Below are 19305 nucleotides of genomic sequence, written 5' to 3'. Positions count from 1 at the left end.
AAGAATGCTTTGACCATTTTTGCTAATCTTAATTGAATCTTGATGGCTTTCCGGTAATGCAGCGTGAACGCTTAAAAAAATCCCGGCAATAACTAACCGGGATTTAGGTAGAGGAGAATGATACTAGTCTCGGCCTGAAAACGCACTTAATATGTTAAGCAAGCTGACGAACAAGTTATAAATTGATACAAAAAGACCTACGGTAGCTGAGATATAATTCGTTTCACCTTCATGAATAATTGCACTTGTTTGCATGAGAATTAGTCCTGAAGAAATAAGTATAAACGCCGCTGAAATAGCTAATTGCAGTGCAGGTATATGAATGAAAATTCCTGCTATCATCGCTAATAAAACGACCATTATACCAACAAAAAGAAATCCGCCCAGGAAGCTGAAGTCTTTTTTAGTTGTTAATGCATAACCTGATAAAGCAAAGAAAATAATTCCAGTACCGCCTAAAGCAGTTGCAATTAATTGCGGGCCGTTAGTAAAGTGACTGATATAAAAGTTAAGCACTGGACCTAAGGTATAACCCAGGAATCCGGTGAAGGCAAAAACACTTACTAATCCCCAGGCACTGTTTCGTAGCGCTTGCGTTAAAAACATTAAGCCATAAACACCAACTATCATGAGAAGAGGGTTCATGGGGCGTGCGCCGCTTGTAAGAGATAAAACTGCCATAAATGCACTGAACAAAAATGTCATGCTCAGTAATAAATAAGTATTACGTAATACCTTATTGCTTGAGAGCACTGATTCATTACGTCTCGTAAGTATGGTGACATCGTTTCGGTTCATTGTTTAGAGCTCCTCTATATTTATAATTTAGTCTAGCATATCTGTGGGACAGTTTCCTATATTTCAAGTTTAAAACGAAGTATTTTTGTTTTGAGGTTCTATAGTACTATAGTAGTATTATAAATAATTTTTGGATAGAGCAGCCCGTAGCTATGCTGGCACTCAGGGTAATGCAAAAAATTTTGACATTTTCTGATGTCATAACTTGTAGGATTTATTATGGCACGAGCAGCTTTGATACAAATGGTTTCTTCAGCAGAAGTTGCTGATAACTTGTGCCAAGTAGAAAAATTAATGATTCAAGCCTGTGAAGAGCAAGCGGAACTTGTGCTTTTGCCTGAAAATTTTGCATTCATGGGACTTAAGGAAACAGATAAATTACAGATTGGGGAAGTTTATGGGGCAGGGCTAATACAACAAAAAATCAGTCAGTTGGCAAAAAAATTAGGCTTATGGGTAATCGCCGGAACTATTCCTGTTAAAAGTACAGGCTCCAAGGTGCGTGCCAGTTGCCTTGTGTATGATGCTCAAGGTAAGTGTGCGGCACGTTATGATAAGATTCATTTATTTGATGTGAATGTTTCGTCAAAAGAAGTATACCAAGAATCGATGTCCATTGAGCGTGGACATGATCTGGCGCTTGTTGATACTCCAGTTGGGAAAATAGGATTAACAGTTTGTTATGATTTAAGGTTTCCAGAACTTTATCAACAACTCATGTTGCAAGGGGCGCGGTTGTTTACAGTTCCTTCTGCATTTACAGCTGTAACGGGCCTTGCTCATTGGGAAGTATTATTGCGAGCCAGAGCTATTGAAAATCTATGTTATGTTTTGGCAGCAAATCAGGGTGGTCAGCATGAAAATGGACGTGCTACTTTTGGTCATAGCATGATTGTTGATCCTTGGGGAAAAGTCCTTACACAAAAAGAAACGGGTGCTGGAGTAATAATAGCAGATATTGATTTACAATATCAGCAGGAATTACGCCGAAGTTTCCCCTGTTTGGAACATCATGTATTAAACTTATAAGTAGATGCTACTTTCTTGATACAAGAAAATACATATTATTATTTATTTAAAAGGTAATTAAATGACAGAAGCTCTTACTACAGCAAAAAAAATTTTATTAGCTCCTGCAGCGCTGGACGAAACGGGTATAGAAAAATTATTTAAAACCATTATGAATCGTCATATTGACGATGCAGATCTCTATTTTCAAAGTTGTAGCTATGAATCATGGTATTTGGAAGATTCCGTAGTGAAAAGCGGTAGCTATTCTTTGGATAGAGGTGTAGGTATTCGAGCTGTCAGTGGTGATAAAACAGGTTTTGCCTATTGTGATGATATTTTACTGCCTTCAATGTTGCGGGCAGCTGACGCAGCTCGTTCTATTGCACTTACTGGATCTAAACCAATTCAATCCATCCAGGTGAAAGGTGCAGCAGTAAGTCGTTATCAAGGTTTAAATCCTATCGAAGGAATGAGTAAACAAGAAAAAATTGCTTTATTAGAAGCAATTGATAAAGAAGCGCGCAGTATCGATCCTCGAGTGACTCAAGTTAATGCATCCTTAAGTGGTTGTTATGAGGTGGTAATGGTAGCTGGAATGCATGGGCAGATGATTGCTGATGTTAGACCTTTAGTGAGTATCAATGTCAGTGTGATTGTAGAAGATAAGCATGGAAGGAGGGAGTCTGCTCGTTCTGGCGGCGGTGGTCGGGTGCCTTATTCTTATTTTTACGAAAAGGAAAATGCGTTAAGTTATGCTCGTGAGGCAGTACGCGAAGCGCTAATTAATCTGGAAGCACAACCTGCTCCAGCAGGAACAATGCCCGTTGTTCTTGGGCCAGGCTGGCCAGGTGTTTTATTGCATGAAGCAGTTGGACATGGTTTGGAAGGGGATTTTAATCGTAAGGGCTTATCTGCTTTTTCTGGACGTATTGGCCAACAAGTCGCAGCACCCGGTGTTACAGTAGTTGATGATGGTACTTTGAAAGACAGGCGCGGCTCCTTAACCATTGATGATGAAGGGACCCCTTCACAATGTACCACGTTGATAGATAACGGTGTTTTAGTGAATTACATGCAAGATAAACTGAATGCCAAATTGATGGGCATGCAATCTACAGGTAATTGTCGACGTGAATCTTATGCGCATGTGCCTATGCCCAGAATGACTAATACGTATATGTTGGCTGGGCAACATGATCCTGAAGAAATTATTCGTTCAGTACAACGCGGTTTATATGCGGTCAATTTTGGTGGTGGACAGGTTGATATCACCTCTGGTCAATTTGTATTCTCAGCCAGTGAAGCATATCTTATTGAAAATGGAAAAATTACTGCACCAGTTAAAGGCGCAACACTTATTGGTAATGGGCCTGATGTAATGAAAAAAATCAGTATGATTGGAAATGACCTTGGATTGGATCGAGGAATTGGTGTTTGTGGTAAAGAGGGGCAATCAGTTCCGGTTGGAGTGGGACAGCCTACTTTGAAAATAGATGCGTTGACAGTAGGTGGCACAAGTTAAAAATTAAAATGTAGCCTGAGTTTTACTTTGCTTTATCGAGGCTACATTTGATGTTACATAATCACTATGATTTGGTTCCCCACTAACTTCATACTACATTGCAAGCTTACTCGGCTATATATACTCTGTCGCCTCATTCACTTGCGTTTTGTCTAAAGCCTTAGTGGGTAACGCTATATGATTTATGCGAAATCAAAATGGTAAGCAACTGAAGCAACGAATTCGTTTAAGAAAAGATGCTTTGTTTCGAAAGGTGTAATTAAGCCTGCATCACCACTAACGACATCGAAGAATGAATTTTCAGTGCGCAACGTACCTGCATCAACAAAGCGATAGCCAAGCCCAATGCTGATTTTTTCGTTAAAAAAGTAATCAGCACCAACACCAGCATCCCAAGCAAAGCTAGTCGCTGAATCACCGTGAATACGCGTATCATAAGTTATTGTATTGCCACTAAAGGTATGCTGGACGTTTCTTAGATTACCCATTTGGTTATAAGCGAAACCAATTCCGCCTTTAACATAAGGTACAAAACCACCCCAATTTACAGTGGGTTTCAAAATCAGATCAAACAGGAATGTTTGGACGTCAATGTCATCTGCCTCAAAATGATCTTCCAGGTAGAAATTAGGATCAGTAGGAATAACTGCATAGCTTGCATGAAGAAAATAATCATAGCCACTTCGGTAATCCCAAGTAAATTGGACAGCTACGTTGGGATTGTATTGATAACCAATAAATGCGCCTCCAAAACCGCCAATCCCGAAATCGCGATTCCAATCGGTGTTACTTGGTGCGATGATGCGAAGAGGTTCTCTTCCACCCAGATCAGGCGCAAAATGCGTGCTTAAAGAAATAGAAGCTCCGCCTTCAGCACCGATATAAAATTTTGGTGCGGAAGGAGCAACATTTCCCATCGCACCGGCAATGGCTAAACTATTAAATCCAACACACAGAGCTGCTATAGAAATTGCCTTTAATTTCATATTATTTTGTCTCCATTCTAATATTATTTTGTGGGCTAATTAAGTTAGAAAACCCTGGAGTAAGGGAGTCTGAAGCAATAATACGCGGGACACCTAATCCATGGCACTAATTTAATGTTGTAACAATACATTTCATTGTTATTTGTTGCATTGACGCATGCTACTACTATGAACGTTAAATAGCAAACTTCGCTATGGAATTGGGATAATAATGCACTATAAATCCTGGATTACTTTTATTCTCGATTTATACTACGTCTTTTTCTCGCCATTTAATTGATTAAGCAAAGAGCTGATTTCAAAAATACGTTCTTCTGATGCGGTATTATCTAAGGTAAAACGTAAGCGTTGGGGACCTTCCATTTGATATCTTTTGGCGTGTACTTGAATTAAATGAATCAACACTCCTGGATCTATAGAAGGATTTTCACTAAACTCCAGTTTGCCTTGCTGTGCACCGGCACTGATTTTTTGAATGCCCATTTTTTCTGCTTTTAATTTTAATTCAGTAATCAATAATAAGTGCTTCACTTGTTGCGGTAACAAACCAAACCGGTCAATTAACTCAATTTGTAAATCGTGTAATTGTTCTTTACTTTTTGCATTAGCGATTCGTTTGTACATGATCAGTCGATTGTGAATATCAGGAATGTATTCTTCAGGAATAATGGCACTGATTCGTAAATCAATCTCAGGCCCTTGATGCATAGGAGCAGATAACTCGGGTGTTTTTCCTGCTTTTAAATCATGTACTGCTTTATCAAGCATTTCCATAAATAAATTGAATCCAACTGCCTGCATGTTTCCACTTTGTTCCGCGCCTAATAGTTCACCTGCTCCGCGAATTTCCAGATCATGTGTTGCTAGGGTGAATCCAGCACCGAGATCCTCCAATGATATAATTGCTTCCAGCCGTTTGACAGCATCAGCAGTTAATAATTTTTCATTAGGGGTAAGCAAGTAAGCATAGGCTTGATGATGAGAACGACCAACACGCCCACGTAACTGATGCAGTTGTGCTAAACCAAATTTATCCGCACGATCAATAATAATTGTATTGGCTGTAGGAATATCAATACCGGTTTCAATGATCGTGGTGCAGACTAACACATTGAAACGGTGGTGATAAAAGTCAGACATTACCCGTTCCAGCTCGCGCTCACGCATTTGTCCATGCGCACTGCGGATTTTCGCTTCTGGAACCAAGGTTTGCAAATCCTGGCACACGCGCTCAATTGTTTCTACATTATTATGCAAAAAGAAAACTTGCCCTCCTCTAAGAATTTCCCTCAGTGTGGCCTCACGGACTGTGGCGTCTTTTTTCTCTTGCCAGAATGTCTTAATCGCCAGACGTTTGGCTGGGGGCGTAGTCATTAGAGAAATATCTCTTATTCCTGCCATAGCCATATTCAGTGTTCTGGGAATTGGAGTCGCTGTCATCGATAAAATATCAACATGAGTCCGCAGGGATTTGATGTGTTCTTTTTGTTTGACTCCAAAACGATGCTCTTCATCAATAATGAGAAGTCCCAGATTTTTAAAGGCAATGTTACTTTGGAATAATTTATGTGTTCCTATGACGATGTCAACAGTTCCTGATTTTAAAGCAGTGAGCACCGTTTCCGTTTCTTTACCGGAACGAAAACGTGACAGCAATTCAATGTTGATAGGAAAATCGGCAAATCGGTCTCGGAATGATTCAAAATGTTGTCCTGCTAGAAGGGTGGTAGGCACCAGGATACAGACTTGCTTGTTGTTTTGCACTGCAACAAATGCGGCACGCATGGCTACTTCAGTTTTACCAAATCCCACATCCCCGCAAATTAAACGATCCATAGGTCTTGGGGATTCCATGTCTTTTATTATTTGTTCAATTGCGTGTAATTGATCGGGAGTTTCTGTAAAAGGAAAAGCACTGGCAAATTTAACATACTCATTGTGATCTACTTTATATTGGTATCCAGGTTGCGCTTCTCTTTTCGCATAAAGATCCAGTAGTTCAATTGCTACATCATGAATTTTTTCGGCAGCTTTTTTCTTTTCTTTTTGCCATTGATCAGAACCCAGTTTATGCAAAGGAGCATGTTCACTATCGACACCGGTGTATCGACTAATAAGGTGGAGTGACGTAACAGGCACATAAATTTTGTCTTCACCGGCATAGGTAAGAACTAAAAACTCGCCAGCAATTCCATTGGATTCTATATGTTGTAATCCTTGATAACGTCCTACACCAAATTGCAAATGAACTACAGGAGCACCAACGCGTAGTTCAGCCATATCACGGATAATTAAATCGGGATCAACTGTCTTTTGTGTTCCTCGCCTTTGCGGTGTGCTTTGCTCCCCAAATAATTGAGATTCAACGATGAGTACGATATGGCTTTGTTTTAATTCGCAACCATAAATAAGATCCCCAGTACTGATGTTGATCGGAGCAGTATCATTAATAAAGTCGTGCCATGAAGCGTGTACTTTTGCAGAAATGCCGCTTGGTTTAAGCAGATCAAGTAATACCTCACGACGTCCGGCACTTTCGACCACAATTAAATATCGGCGTGAGGAATCTGCACAATAGTTACGAAGTTGGCTTAACGGTTCCTGGGTTTTCCTATCTATAGGCAATTGTGGGCCTGGTACGATGTCAAAATTAACCACAGCCCCTTTTTTATCTGAAGGGTTTTGGAACAAGCGAAGTTGTTCATAAGTATTGGCTTTAGTTAATAATTCAGTCGGATTAATAAAACATGCCGGCGGCGATAAAATGGGTCTACTGATATCGTATCGTCTTTGTTCGAAGCGTTCGTTTAATTCTTGCCAGAATTGCTCTGCATTATTTTGAATGTTTTCAACTAAGCAAACCTTGGCATTTTCAGGTAAATAATCAAAAAAAGTAACTGTTTTTTCAAAAAACAAGGGTAGATAATATTCAATTCCTGAAGGGAATTGACCTTCACTGATCGCTTCATAAATAGGACATTGGCTTGGGTTTCCGGGAAATTGCTCTCTAAATGCACGTCGAAAGAGAAGTTGACTTTGTTCATTTAAAGGAAATTCTCGGGCGGGTAATACATTGATTTCTTTAATTTTTTCTATTGTACGTTGGGTTTCAGTATCGAACTCTCGCAAACTTTCGATTTCATCATCAAAAAGCTCAATACGAAATGGCAAACCTGAACCCATAGGATAGACATCAATAATTGAACCGCGTACAGCAAACTCTCCATGTTCGAGGACTTTATTAACACAATGATATCCAGAGTGTTGCAACTGGTTACGGAAAGCAGTTAAGTCCAGCTTTTGTCCTTCTTTAAGCATCAGCGCATATTGATTTAAAAATTCAGGTGGGCACAGTCTATGCATTAATGTGCTTGCTGCAGTAATGACAATTGCATCGGTTACTTGTTGGATTCGGCTTAATGTGTATAGGCGCTCGGAAATGATGTCTTGATGCGGTGAGAACTGGTCATAAGGGAGCGTTTCCCAATCAGGAAAAAACAATAATTCTTGAGGAGACTCAGGATTGAGAAAGAAATTTAATTCTGCTTGTAATTGATTTGCACTGAGATTGTCTTGTGTAATCAATAACTTGATTCCGGGTGTTTGTTGACAATACTCAGCCAATGCGAGTGCTAAACTGCTTCCGTGGAGTTGCCCCCATATTTGTTTGGCTTGGGTTGGCTTATAGAGTAAAGTTTTTATGGACATAGCTTGAGCAAGCGGATTTAAAAATTAGCGATTATACCTTATGTATGGTTTTGGTTCATCTTAAAATTGCAGATTATTTTTTAATTGGATGATAAGTTTTATAAAAAAGGCATATAAAGGCACATATTTAAAATTGTAGCTTGGGTGTGTAATGAAGCGGAACTGGGATCTAGACAAAATAAAATCTTATCCCGGGTTTCGCTTCGCTACACCCAGGCTACTTATTCATTAATTTTAATATCGAAATGATTTAATAAAGCGATGACATCCGGAAAGGAAAAACGTGCGTGTTTGATTTTATTTTCATTGAGATCAATTGCATAGTTAACGGCGTTTGTAAAATCTGCAGCATTTAAGTTTGTATGGAGAAATAGACTATTTAGTAGATCAGAGCCTACAAAACTTGCATGACTTAAATTTGCTTCTCTGAAATCAACATCATGAGCTTTGCATTCTTCAATGATCAAACCAGAAAGCTCTAGTCCATAAAAACTGGAGTGGCTTAAGTTGCTGTTGTAAAAATAGAGAGGACTTGTAAGCTTAACTAAGGGCCAACTCAATTCAGTCCAATTTATTCCTATGATTTTTGAATTTTTAAATGAGACTTCTGAAAATTTACAACCTGGAAATTTTGCCAAAGCCAGATCGCAGTCTTCAAAATCGCAATCAGTGAATTTTGTATTCTTGAAAATAATGTCACTAAATTTACATTGTTTAAATCGGCAACTTTCAAAATTAATCTGCTCGATTCGTATTTTTTCAATGGTTAATTGCGTGAATGTTTGATTAAGATAAGTATGGTCATTAAAAGGATGTATCATATACTTTTTCTCTAATTTAAAATCACTTTGAAGCCTGGGCAAAGGCGAAGCCATAACCCGGGATGAAACAATTTTATTCTTGTCCAGAAACCCGGTTCCGCTACACTTCACCCCAGGCTACACATTAGGCTACAACTTAGGTTTCATTTAATGATGTATCAGTTTCAATGAGTTCAAGCTCATCTAACTCGATATCCACGGACTCAATTTTTTGAAAACGCGACGTAATTTTTTTAGCGGATGTGTTTACTTCACTGACATCTTGATGAGCCAAATTGATGTGCTTAGAAAGTTTATCCATTCTTTTTTCAAAGCGTTGAAAATCATCGGCAAGAGCTTGCAGGTGTTTTTGGATAATGTGAATTTGTTTGCGAGTGGCATCATCTTTAAGCACTGCTTTAGCAGTAGTAAGAACAGCCATTAAAGTACTTGGGGACACAAGCCATACTTTTAATCTTTGGGAAAGCGAAATTAAATCTGGATAATTCGCATGAATTTCTGCAAAGATGGATTCCGCGGGAATGAACATCATAGCACCATCAGTGGTTTCATTAGGTATGATGTATTTTTCAGCAATGTCTTTAATATGTTTTTGAATGTCTTGACGAAATTGTTGCTGTAACGATTTCTTCTCAACCGAACTTGCATCAGTGCTGATAAGTCGCTGATAAGTTTCCAGAGGAAACTTGGCATCAATAACTACATTACCCGTAGGTTCAGGTAAGAACAAAATGCAATCAGCACGCTTTTGATTACTGAGTGTATGTTGCATTGCAAAATGATTGGGTGGAATCATATTGCTGATGAGTGTCGCCAATTGTACTTCACCAAAAGCCCCGCGTGCTTTTTTATCGACTAATACATCTTGCAAGCTAACAACATGATTGGAAAGCTCGGTAATTTTCTTTTGTGCTTCATCAATGATTGTTAACCGTTTTACCACGTCAATAAAAGTTGAAGACGTTTTTTCAAAACCTTCGGTTAATTTATGATTGACTTGTTGGGTTAAGCTGTGGAGATGATTGCGAATTTCTTCAGTAAGCAACTGTAAATGAGAGGTCAATGAACTGGCATGTTGCCTGAAGCTATGACTCATTTGCTCCCTAACATCGGTCATTTGCTTTTGGACGGTATCATGAATCAGTTGTTGCGTCATCAATTGTCCTTGAGCAATTTTCTCACTTACATCCAGGCGCACTTGATGCAATTGTGTGGTAAATGCCTCCAGAACTTTTTCATTAAACTGCCTGCTCCATTTTTTTTGCTGGCTTTGTTTTATCAAAAGCCAAATTAGGAGCATAAATTGGAGGGCTAACGCATATGCTATGCCCTCAAGTAACGTGATTGAAGATAAAAATTGCATTCATTAGTCCAAAAGTTGACTGAGTTTAATTGGCGGATCGTATTGATATACCGTTTTTAATTGCCCATAATCAGTAAGGTGCAAATAACCCACGGAAAGTTGATCCTCTGTCAAACGGGCCGAATTGTCAAAGCTAAATTTAATTATTTGTTTTCCGGGCTCGAGCCATTGCGCACTTTGAACTGTTTCAATGGGAAGATCCGCGCCTTTGGAATTTTTTGTATATAAGATGCTTTGTAATGCATACCGACTTGCAGTCGCAACCTCTACAGTGGCGGCAAACGTTAGAGGATTAGAGGAGATCTTTTTGATGCTGATTAGGCTTGCAGAAGGTATTGAATAGGAAAAAGCAGCCCGTCCACTACGATGTATGGGGCTATTTTCACCAAGCGCGCATAATACATCCACCTCGATATACCAATTGCCTCCATGAGTGTTGTCAGCAGAAGATAAAAGTGCGTTGGCTTGGAATTGGTTGCGTTTTATTTCTTTTATTTTCAGAGGAATTGTTTGATTATCAGGACCTACCAATGAGGCATTCACATCATCTGCAGGATAAGAAGTTATATTATCTTTTAGGGTAATAAGGGCATTAAATTGATCACCGTATTGATACTGCAATGCCGAAGGTTCAATTTGCAAATAAATTAAAGAGTATTTTTCAAACACATGAATGAGATATGAATCGGCATTTGAGGAGTCTGTGGATTTGCTTTTGATTATGAAATTATTCATACCTAATTCCGGTTTGATTTGCAGCATAATCTGGTGCGAACCTATCCTTAGCGATTCATCAATTGCCTCATCCTGACTGTACAATGATGAGGCATCTTTTAAGCTTATGAATTTGTTAGACTTAGCACTTTTTAACTCCAATGCAGGAATGGATTTATTTTTTTGTAAAGGGATAATGCGTACTACTGCTTCTGGTGTATGAATCGCTAAGTTAATCCCTTGCTGTAATTGGGCCGCAGTTACTTGCTGATTATAACTGTAACTTTTTTGAATGTTGCTTTCTGTTTTATTTAAAGGAAACTCGCCAATTTTCCAGCGATCTTGCATGCTTTCATGAGATAAAGAATTGCAAATATCACAATCATAAGATTTGACTGGATTTTGTGGTAAGGTGAATGCATTGACTTGCGCGCAACAAAATAAAGACAAAAAGGTAAGCGTGGTTCTCATTTTACAGCTCCTTCTGAATCCAGGATAGAAATTAGTATCTTATCCAGTCCAAAACATGAATGACGACTTTGATTATGGCTAAGTGTTGTCTTATCATCGGTTTGTTCCTTGTCATAAAACCAAATTGTACCTGCAGCGGCTTGGGACGTACAATTTAAAAAACCATCGGCACAATAGTCCAGATAGATTTTAGCAATCCTCAAGCCGCTATTGAGTAAATAACCATTACAGTAACTGGCTGAAGAGAGAGGCGAGGCGATAACATCAGTCCCTATGACTGCATTAAAAGGTACTGGCAAGGAAGGGCGATTCTTAGTGCCAAACAAGAGCTCTTCGTTGTAAATATACATGTCACCAACACGTTGCTGTTTAACGGCATCTCCCGTATAACCTAACAACCAGCTCAGGCTGGCTTCGAAAATACCTCCATTGAAAAGCATATCAGCAAGAGGGGTACCTCCACTTGAAGGAGCTAAAGCAACGACTTGTTTGATTTTGCTTTTTAATCGCATATATCGATTATCATAAGTTGGATTCGAAAGGATCCAGCGCATTACGTTGGCGCCATTGGAATGAGTGTAAAGAATCAAAGCGTTAATTTTTTTACGATCTATAAAATCCAACAGCTGATTTGCAGTACATCCTGCAGCATCTTCATCCCACATGTATTTGCTGTAATCACAATGAACTACATAATAATTTTCAGGATTCGGAAGTCCTTGAGCAATATCCTGAATAAAATCTGTTTTCCAATAGCCGCCCTCGGCATCCTCTCGATGATCATTTGTCCCATGAACAAATGCAATGCCTAAATTTCTGTGTCCATCAGACTGGGGAAATGCATACATTAATGTGGAAGATACAAGTAAAAAACCTGTTATTAAGATACGTTTAAAATCCATTTTTATCACGCCTCGGTTCATGTTGAATCGATATGTATCTATAGCATATTTTTTAATGATAAACTAATGTTTTAGGATAATTGCTTTTCACCTATAAAGTTATGAATTCGTAGCCTGGTGCATTGTAGCCTGGGTAAAGGCATAGCCTTTACCCAGGCTACGAATTTTTCAAAGGCAATGGCTTCTTATGTTTTAGATTATGGATGGAAATGAATGAGTATTGATGAAATAAAGGAACAAATTGCTGAGCTGAAAGATAAAATAAGGCAATATGATTATCACTATTATGTTCTGGATGAGCCACTAGTTCCTGATGTGGAATACGATCGGTGTTTTCGTGCATTACAGGATTTGGAAGCTAAATATCCGGAATTATTGACAGCAGACTCACCTACCCAACGTGTGGGTGGTACTCCTGCAGATGCCTTTATGCCAGTAACCCATCGGCAACCCATGTTGTCCTTATCGAACGTGTTTACTGAGGAAGAGCTCCAAGCATTTATTAAGCGTGTTACCGAAAAACTGGATGAACCAGTTCAGCAATTGGTTTTTACCTGTGAACCTAAATTGGATGGGCTTGCGGTAAATCTTAGCTACGAAAATGGCGTATTGATTTCTGCAGCAACACGTGGTGATGGAACTACAGGTGAAAACATTACTGCCAATATTAAAACAATCCCTGCAATTCCTTTAGTTTTAAGAGTGCCAAAACCGCCACGTTTTATTGAAGTCCGTGGTGAGGTCTACATGCCCAAAACAGGTTTTGAAGAGTACAATAAAAAGGCTAAAGAGTCTGGGGAAAAAGTTTTTGCCAATCCCCGTAATGCTGCAGCAGGAAGCTTAAGGCAGTTGAATCCTGCAGTAACAGCAAGCAGGCCTTTGGCTATTTATTGCTATGGTATAGGGGCTTGCGAGGGATATAGTTTACCTTTTAGCCATTGGGAGCAATTACAATTACTCAAAGAATTTGGCTTTAGGGTTTCTTTAGATACCAAACAGGAGGTGGGTATTAAAGGTTGCCTGAATTATTACCATGAGATGTTAGCCAAGCGTAATCAACTTCCTTTTGAGATCGATGGGGTTGTTTATAAAGTAGACAGTATTCCTTTACAACAACAACTTGGTTTTATTTCACGAGCTCCCCGATTTGCCTGTGCCCATAAATTTCCTGCTACCGAAGAGATAACGGAGCTGTTAGCCGTTGATTTTCAGGTAGGAAGAACTGGAGCTTTAACTCCGGTAGCTCGTTTGGCGCCGGTCAATGTTGCAGGAGTTACTGTAAGCAATGCGACTTTGCATAACATGGATGAAATTACCAGAAAGGATATTCGTATTGGTGATATGGTTATTATTCGTCGTGCGGGCGATGTTATTCCAGAAGTAGTTTCCGTCGTTCTTGAGCGGCGTCCCGCAAATACCAAAGCAATTCGTTTACCTAATAAATGTCCTGTTTGCGGTTCTGATGTAGTGCGTGAGGAAGGGGAGGCAGTTGCGCGTTGTGTAGGTGGTTTATTTTGCAAGGCTCAATTAAAAAGAATGATGTGGCATTTTGCTTCACGTAAAGCGATGCATATTGAAGGATTGGGAGCGGGACTTATTGAGCTGCTCGTCAACGAAGGGATTGTGCGCCATTTACCCGATCTTTATACGCTTAATTTCACTACTTTGGCTAATCTTCCACGTATGGGAGAGAAATCAGCAAAAAATTTATTGCACGCTTTAGAGCAAAGTAAAAATACAACATTTACTCGTTTTCTGTATGCGCTGGGAATTCGTGAAATTGGTGAATCCAGCGCCCGAATGTTGGCCGAACATTTCGGAGATATTGATGCTATTTCCAAAGCAACAGAAGAAGAGTTGATGAGCTTGCAAGATATGGGACCGGTAGGGGCTTTTAATGTGGTGCATTTTTTTGCACAGGAACATAATCGTCAAATCATTGAACGTTTATTAGCCCTTGGCGTCCATTGGCCAAAAGTTGAGAAAAAGAAAGTCAATAAAGAGCATTCTTTATTTGGCAAAACAGTGGTTTTAACTGGAACTTTAAGTACTATGGGACGTGAAGAGGCCAAAGCAAAATTATTGGCTGTAGGGGCTAAGGTGACTGGTAGCGTCTCAGCAAAAACAGATTATGTCATTGCTGGAAGTGAAGCGGGATCCAAACTGGATAAAGCAAATGATCTGGGTGTACCAGTTTTGGATGAAGAACAGTTTCTTAAAGTATTATGAAAGGTCTGTTTTCATTTCTACGATCTTGGCCAAACTGTGCTGATTTTCTGCGCTCCGATACCCACATGTTCCGTATATGCTGAATTTCGGTGCTCGAAAATCAGGCCATTTTGACTCAAGCGAGCGAATGGAAAAAGACCCTATTAATTAGATAAGGATTTTTTTTGAATCGTATACAACGAATAGTTCTGGTAGCTCTGTTTTTTAAAAATTTTAGCTGCTTTGCTTATGCATGGCCTTGGATTTTAAATAATCCATATCCCCAATCACAAGCAAAAAAAAATATTTATTACTCATCATTTTCTGAACAGCCTAAAACTCTGGACCCGGCACTTTCTTATTCGTCGAATGAGTCTCTTTTTATTGCTCAAATATATGAGCCTTTGCTGCAGTATGATTATTTGAAAAGGCCGTATCAATTAGCTCCTTTAATCGCCTCGCAAATGCCCCAGTTAAGATATCTTGATGCCCAAGGTAATTTATTGCCTGAAAACAGCCAGGAAGCGCCTGCTTACAGTGTTTATACTATAAACATTAAAAAAGGAGTTTATTATCAGCCTCACCCAGCTTTTGCTAAGGATGCAGAAGGTTCATATTTTTATCATCATGTCACATCAGATTATTTAGATGAAGAAGATATTAACCAATTATCGGATTTTAAGCATACAGGCACGCGAGAGCTGATAGTTGATGATTACATTTATCAAATAAAGCGATTGGCTAATCCTGCATTGAGCTCACCAATTTATGGTTTAATGAGTGACTATATCGTCGGTTTTGCAGAATATGGAAAAACACTTCCTAAAGGTAATAAATATATTGATCTGCGTAAGTATCCTTTAAAAGGACTAAAAAAACTGGATGATTATTCTTTTGAAATTACTTTAAAGGGAAAATACATCCAGTTTTTATTTTGGTTGGCTATGAGTTTTTTTTCGCCAGTTCCCTGGGAAACTGATTACTTTTATTCTCAACCAGGAATGTTGGACAATAACATCACTTTGAGTTGGTTTCCTGTAGGCACAGGACCTTTTATGTTGGTTAAAAATAATCCCAATAGAAATATGGTGCTCCAAAAAAATCCTAATTTTCGCGAAGAATATTATCCAAGTATCGGTTCTGATGAGGATAAGAAATTAGGATATTTGAATAATGCAGGTAAGCGAATACCCTTTATCGAAAAGGCAATTTTTACTCTGGAAAAAGAATCTATTCCTCGTTGGAATAAATTTTTGCAAGGTTATTATGATAGCTCGGTAATTGGTGCGGACAGTTTTGATCAGGCAATCCATACGAATCGATATGGCAAGGCTGAACTAACACCAGAGATGCAAAAAAAACACATGTACCTCACTGTGGAATTACAACCTACTACTTACTATATGGGATTTAACATGCTTGATAAAGTAGTTGGTGGAACTAGCGAACGCGCGCGCAAGTTAAGAAGAGCAATTTCAATTGCGGTAAATTATGATGAAAACATAGCCATTTTTCATAATGGTCGAGGTATTGCCGCTCAAGGACCGATTCCACCTGGTATTTTTGGTTATAAAGAAGGTAAAGAGGGAATTAATCCTTATGTATATGAATGGAAAAATGATGAAGCTGTGCGTCGTCCCATTAGTGATGCCAAACAACTAATGGCTGAAGCAGGATACCCTGATGGAATTGATCCGGCTACTGGAAATCACTTAATTTTAAATTATGATGTCACGACATCAGGTGGTCCTCAGGACAAATCCTTATTTGATTGGATGCGTAAACAATTTGCTCAAATAGGCATTGATTTGAATGTGCGGGCAACTTTGTATAATCGTTTTCAAGAAAAAATGCGTACAGGTGATACGCAAATATTTAGTTGGGGTTGGGTGGCAGATTATCCGGATCCTGAAAATTTTTTGTTTCAGCTGTATGGAGCCAATGGCAAGGTAAAATTTAGTGGTGAAAATGCTGCCAATTATCAAAATCCTGAATTTGATCGTCTTTTTAATTTAATGAAAAATAGACAAAATGATACACAAAGGCAGCAGATTATTGATGAGATGATCTCTATTGTTCGTAGTGATGCACCATGGATTTGGGGAATACATCCTGAAGAATTTATTTTATCTCAGAGTTGGGTCTCTCGCATTAAACCAAATACAATGTTTTCTTCGACTTTAAAGTACATCGAAATCAATGTGCCCGAACGAAACAGATTGAGATTCGCTTGGAATCAACCAGTTTTTTGGCCATTGGGTTTATTGTTTTTGCTTATTCTAATTCTCATTCTTCCTTTGGTTATTGCCTATCACAAGAAAGAAAGAAAACCGGCAGAAAGGACGTTTATCCCATGATCAAGTATTTACTGCGTCGAGTTACATATTCGATACCCATTCTTTTTGGAATTAATCTTATTACTTTTATTTTATTTTTTATGGTGAATACACCAGACGATATTGCACGCATGCATTTAGGACAGAAACATGTAGAACAACAAGTGATCGATGATTGGAAAGAGGCACATGGTTATAATTTACCCTTATTTTATAACGACCAAAAAACTGGAATAGAAAAAATACAATCGACTTTGTTTTTTCAAAAATCAATGAAGCTCTTTACTTTTAATTTTGGTGTGTCTGATTCTGGACGAGATATTAGCGAAGACATTACCTACAGAATGTGGCCAAGTCTTTCTATTGCGTTACCCGTTTTATTGTTGGATGTTATTGCTAACATTATTGTCGCTATGGCAATGGCTTTTTTTCGAGGAACTTATCTTGATTTAACTGGTGTGGTGATTTGTATTATTTTAATGTCGATTTCCAGCTTATTTTATATTATTGGTGGCCAATATCTTTTTGGTAAATTATTACGTCTAGTACCTATTTCAGGTTATGACAGTGGCTTTGACGCGTTAAAATTCGTTATTCTGCCGATTACTGTGGCAGTACTTAGTGGCTTGGGGGCGGGGAGCCGTTGGTATCGCACTTTATTCCTGGAGGAAATGCATAAAGATTACGTTAAAACGGCCAGAGCTAAAGGGCTATCGGAACAAAGAGTGATGTTCAAACACGTATTGAAAAATGCAATGCTTCCTATATTAACCGGAATTGTAGTGATTATTCCTTCCTTATTTATGGGCAGTTTGATATTAGAATCTTTTTTTGGGGTGCCAGGCTTAGGCAGCTATACAATTGATGCAATTCAACAGCAGGATTTTGCTATTGTGAGGGCTATGGTGTTCTTGGGTTCAATTCTTTATATTGTGGGATTGGTATTAACGGATATCTCTTATATGTTGGTCGATCCCCGGGTGAGGTTATCTTAGCAATGTAGAAAATCTAGCATGGGTGCAGAGCGCAGCGAAACCTAGAGCTTGTAATATTGGATTCCCGGGTTCCCTCGCGCTGCACTCAAGCTACGTTGATGGAATAATAAGAAAAAATGATGATTGAGTTTTTATGGACTGATAAATGCTTTCTCACCTTATTAGGTTTAAGTGGGATAGTTATTTTACTGAGCTTACGCAAGTATCATATAAGGCGTTCTTTCTCCATAATATTGCACAGACCCATTGCTGTAAGCGCAGGCATCATACTGTTGTTTTTTATTACTGTTGGTGTTTTGGATTCGATTCATATTGCATCGGTAAATAAAGAAACAGAAACTGCAGCTACTGTGTTGGATAAAATTTTGGCTCCTATAGATAAAATTTTAGAAAAAACCTATTCGGCACCATTGGCGTTAAGGCAGTTTATTAGTGAAACATCATTGGTGAATGGTGTTGTTGAACAATCTTTTCCGTTATTGATTTATCCTGGTAAATGGGTAAAAACTGAAGCAGAAAAAAATGAGATCATAAAAAGTACGTTTTGGCATGCATTGAAATGCAGTATATCCGTGGCATTTTTTATAGGAATAGTTCTGATTTGTGTTCGGTTTTGCAGACAGGTAAGACCTTTTTTTGCTTTAAGTGCGACGAGTTTAAGCACCTTAATTACCGTAAGTGTTCTTACATTTTTTGTGGTGCTTGGATATGAGCTTTCAAGAACGTTTCATGTGTTGGGGACGGGACAAATTGGACAAGATATTTTTTATTTTACAATTAAGAGCATACGCACTGGCTTAGTCATTGGTCTTTTAACTACTTTATTTATGTTACCTTTGGCTTTGTTTTTGGGGGTAGTGGCAGGATATTTTGGTGGTTTGGCGGATGATTTGATTCAGTATGCCTATACTACTTTAAGCTCCATACCTGGAGTTTTATTAATTACTGCTTCAGTTTTGTCTTTGCAAGTTTATATAGCCAATCATCCTGAGCAGTTTACTACTTTGGCTCAAAGTGCGGATGCACGTTTATTGGCACTTTGTTTCATCCTCGGAGTAACAAGTTGGACCAGCTTATGTCGGCTTTTACGAGCTGAGACTTTGAAGCTGCGTGAAGTAGATTACGTTCAAGCGGCGCGTGCCTTGGGATCGAATTGGTTTACTATTATTCGCAAACACTTATTGCCTAACGTGATGCATATTGTAGTAATCACCCTGGTTTTGGATTTTAGTTTTTTGGTTATGGCAGAGGCATTGCTTTCATACGTGGGAGTAGGGGTTTCGCCCATGACCATTAGCTGGGGAAATATGATTAATAGTGCACGTTTTGAGTTGGCACGTAATCCTGTGATTTGGTGGCCTATATTGGCTGCATTTGTTTTTATGTTTTTGCTGGTTTTAGCAATTAACTTATTTGCAGATGCGGTCCGAGACGCTTTTGATCCCCATCAATCATAAGGGTGATATAAAA

13 protein-coding genes are annotated in these 19305 nt (G+C 38.7%); 6 read left to right on the top strand and 7 right to left on the bottom strand.

The features are described 5' to 3' along the window. Positions 1-123 precede the first annotated feature (123 nt). The gene (locus tag DY223_RS10575) at positions 124-798 is read right to left on the bottom strand and encodes a Bax inhibitor-1/YccA family protein (protein ID WP_058458127.1); all 675 of its coding nucleotides are present in this window, start codon (positions 796-798) and stop codon (positions 124-126) included. 219 nt (positions 799-1017) lie between these two features. On the opposite strand from DY223_RS10575, the gene DY223_RS10570 reads away from it, so the two are divergent. Beyond that, entirely contained in the window at positions 1018-1827 is an 810-nt protein-coding gene (locus DY223_RS10570) for a carbon-nitrogen hydrolase family protein (RefSeq protein ID WP_058458126.1), read from the top strand. 61 nt (positions 1828-1888) lie between these two features. Next, positions 1889-3331 (top strand): metalloprotease TldD, encoded by a 1443-nt coding sequence (gene tldD / locus DY223_RS10565; protein ID WP_058458125.1) that lies wholly within the window; start codon positions 1889-1891, stop codon positions 3329-3331. Positions 3332-3513: 182 nt separating this feature from the next. Here the strand turns inward: tldD and DY223_RS10560 are convergent, their stop codons facing one another. The 6 genes from DY223_RS10560 to DY223_RS10535 form a co-directional block, all read right to left on the bottom strand. Continuing rightward, complete coding sequence (locus DY223_RS10560; RefSeq protein ID WP_058458124.1) at positions 3514-4317, bottom strand: outer membrane protein; 804 nt, start codon at positions 4315-4317, stop codon at positions 3514-3516. A 252-nt stretch (positions 4318-4569) separates the two neighbouring features. After that, entirely contained in the window at positions 4570-8025 is a 3456-nt protein-coding gene (gene mfd, locus DY223_RS10555; protein ID WP_058458123.1) for a transcription-repair coupling factor, read from the bottom strand. 221 nt (positions 8026-8246) lie between these two features. Next, positions 8247-8900 carry a pentapeptide repeat-containing protein gene (locus tag DY223_RS10550; RefSeq protein WP_420812516.1) on the bottom strand — a complete coding sequence of 218 codons (654 nt, stop codon included), beginning with the start codon at positions 8898-8900 and terminating at the stop codon, positions 8247-8249. Positions 8901-8982: 82 nt separating this feature from the next. Beyond that, on the bottom strand, positions 8983-10209 hold the full coding sequence (locus DY223_RS10545) for a DNA recombination protein RmuC (RefSeq protein ID WP_058458122.1): 1227 nt from the start codon (positions 10207-10209) through the stop codon (positions 8983-8985). A gap of 3 nt (positions 10210-10212) precedes the next feature. Beyond that, a complete protein-coding gene (locus DY223_RS10540) occupies positions 10213-11394 on the bottom strand; it encodes a DUF4785 domain-containing protein (protein WP_058458121.1) in 1182 nt (393 codons plus the stop codon). Further along, the gene (locus tag DY223_RS10535) at positions 11391-12296 is read right to left on the bottom strand and encodes a hypothetical protein (RefSeq protein WP_058458120.1); all 906 of its coding nucleotides are present in this window, start codon (positions 12294-12296) and stop codon (positions 11391-11393) included. Before DY223_RS10535 ends, DY223_RS10540 begins: the two co-directional genes overlap by 4 nt. Before the next feature lie 213 nt (positions 12297-12509). Here DY223_RS10535 and ligA point away from each other — a divergent pair, with 213 nt between their 5' ends. The 4 genes from ligA (at position 12510) to DY223_RS10515 (ending at position 19292) form a co-directional block, all read left to right on the top strand. Continuing rightward, on the top strand, positions 12510-14525 hold the full coding sequence (gene ligA / locus DY223_RS10530; RefSeq protein ID WP_058458119.1) for an NAD-dependent DNA ligase LigA: 2016 nt from the start codon (positions 12510-12512) through the stop codon (positions 14523-14525). Positions 14526-14689: 164 nt separating this feature from the next. Beyond that, positions 14690-16861, top strand: a complete 2172-nt coding sequence (locus DY223_RS10525) for an ABC transporter substrate-binding protein (RefSeq protein WP_058458118.1) — start codon at positions 14690-14692, stop codon at positions 16859-16861. Continuing rightward, positions 16858-17835, top strand: a complete 978-nt coding sequence (locus DY223_RS10520) for an ABC transporter permease (protein ID WP_058458117.1) — start codon at positions 16858-16860, stop codon at positions 17833-17835. The genes DY223_RS10525 and DY223_RS10520 overlap by 4 nt, the downstream gene beginning before the upstream one ends. Before the next feature lie 116 nt (positions 17836-17951). After that, positions 17952-19292, top strand: coding sequence for an ABC transporter permease (locus DY223_RS10515; protein ID WP_058458116.1), 1341 nt, complete (start codon positions 17952-17954; stop codon positions 19290-19292). Positions 19293-19305 lie beyond the last annotated feature (13 nt).

The organism is Legionella bozemanae, assembly GCF_900450575.1.
GTDB lineage: Bacteria > Pseudomonadota > Gammaproteobacteria > Legionellales > Legionellaceae > Legionella > Legionella bozemanae.
This window is presented reverse-complemented; position numbering and strand designations above follow the sequence as displayed.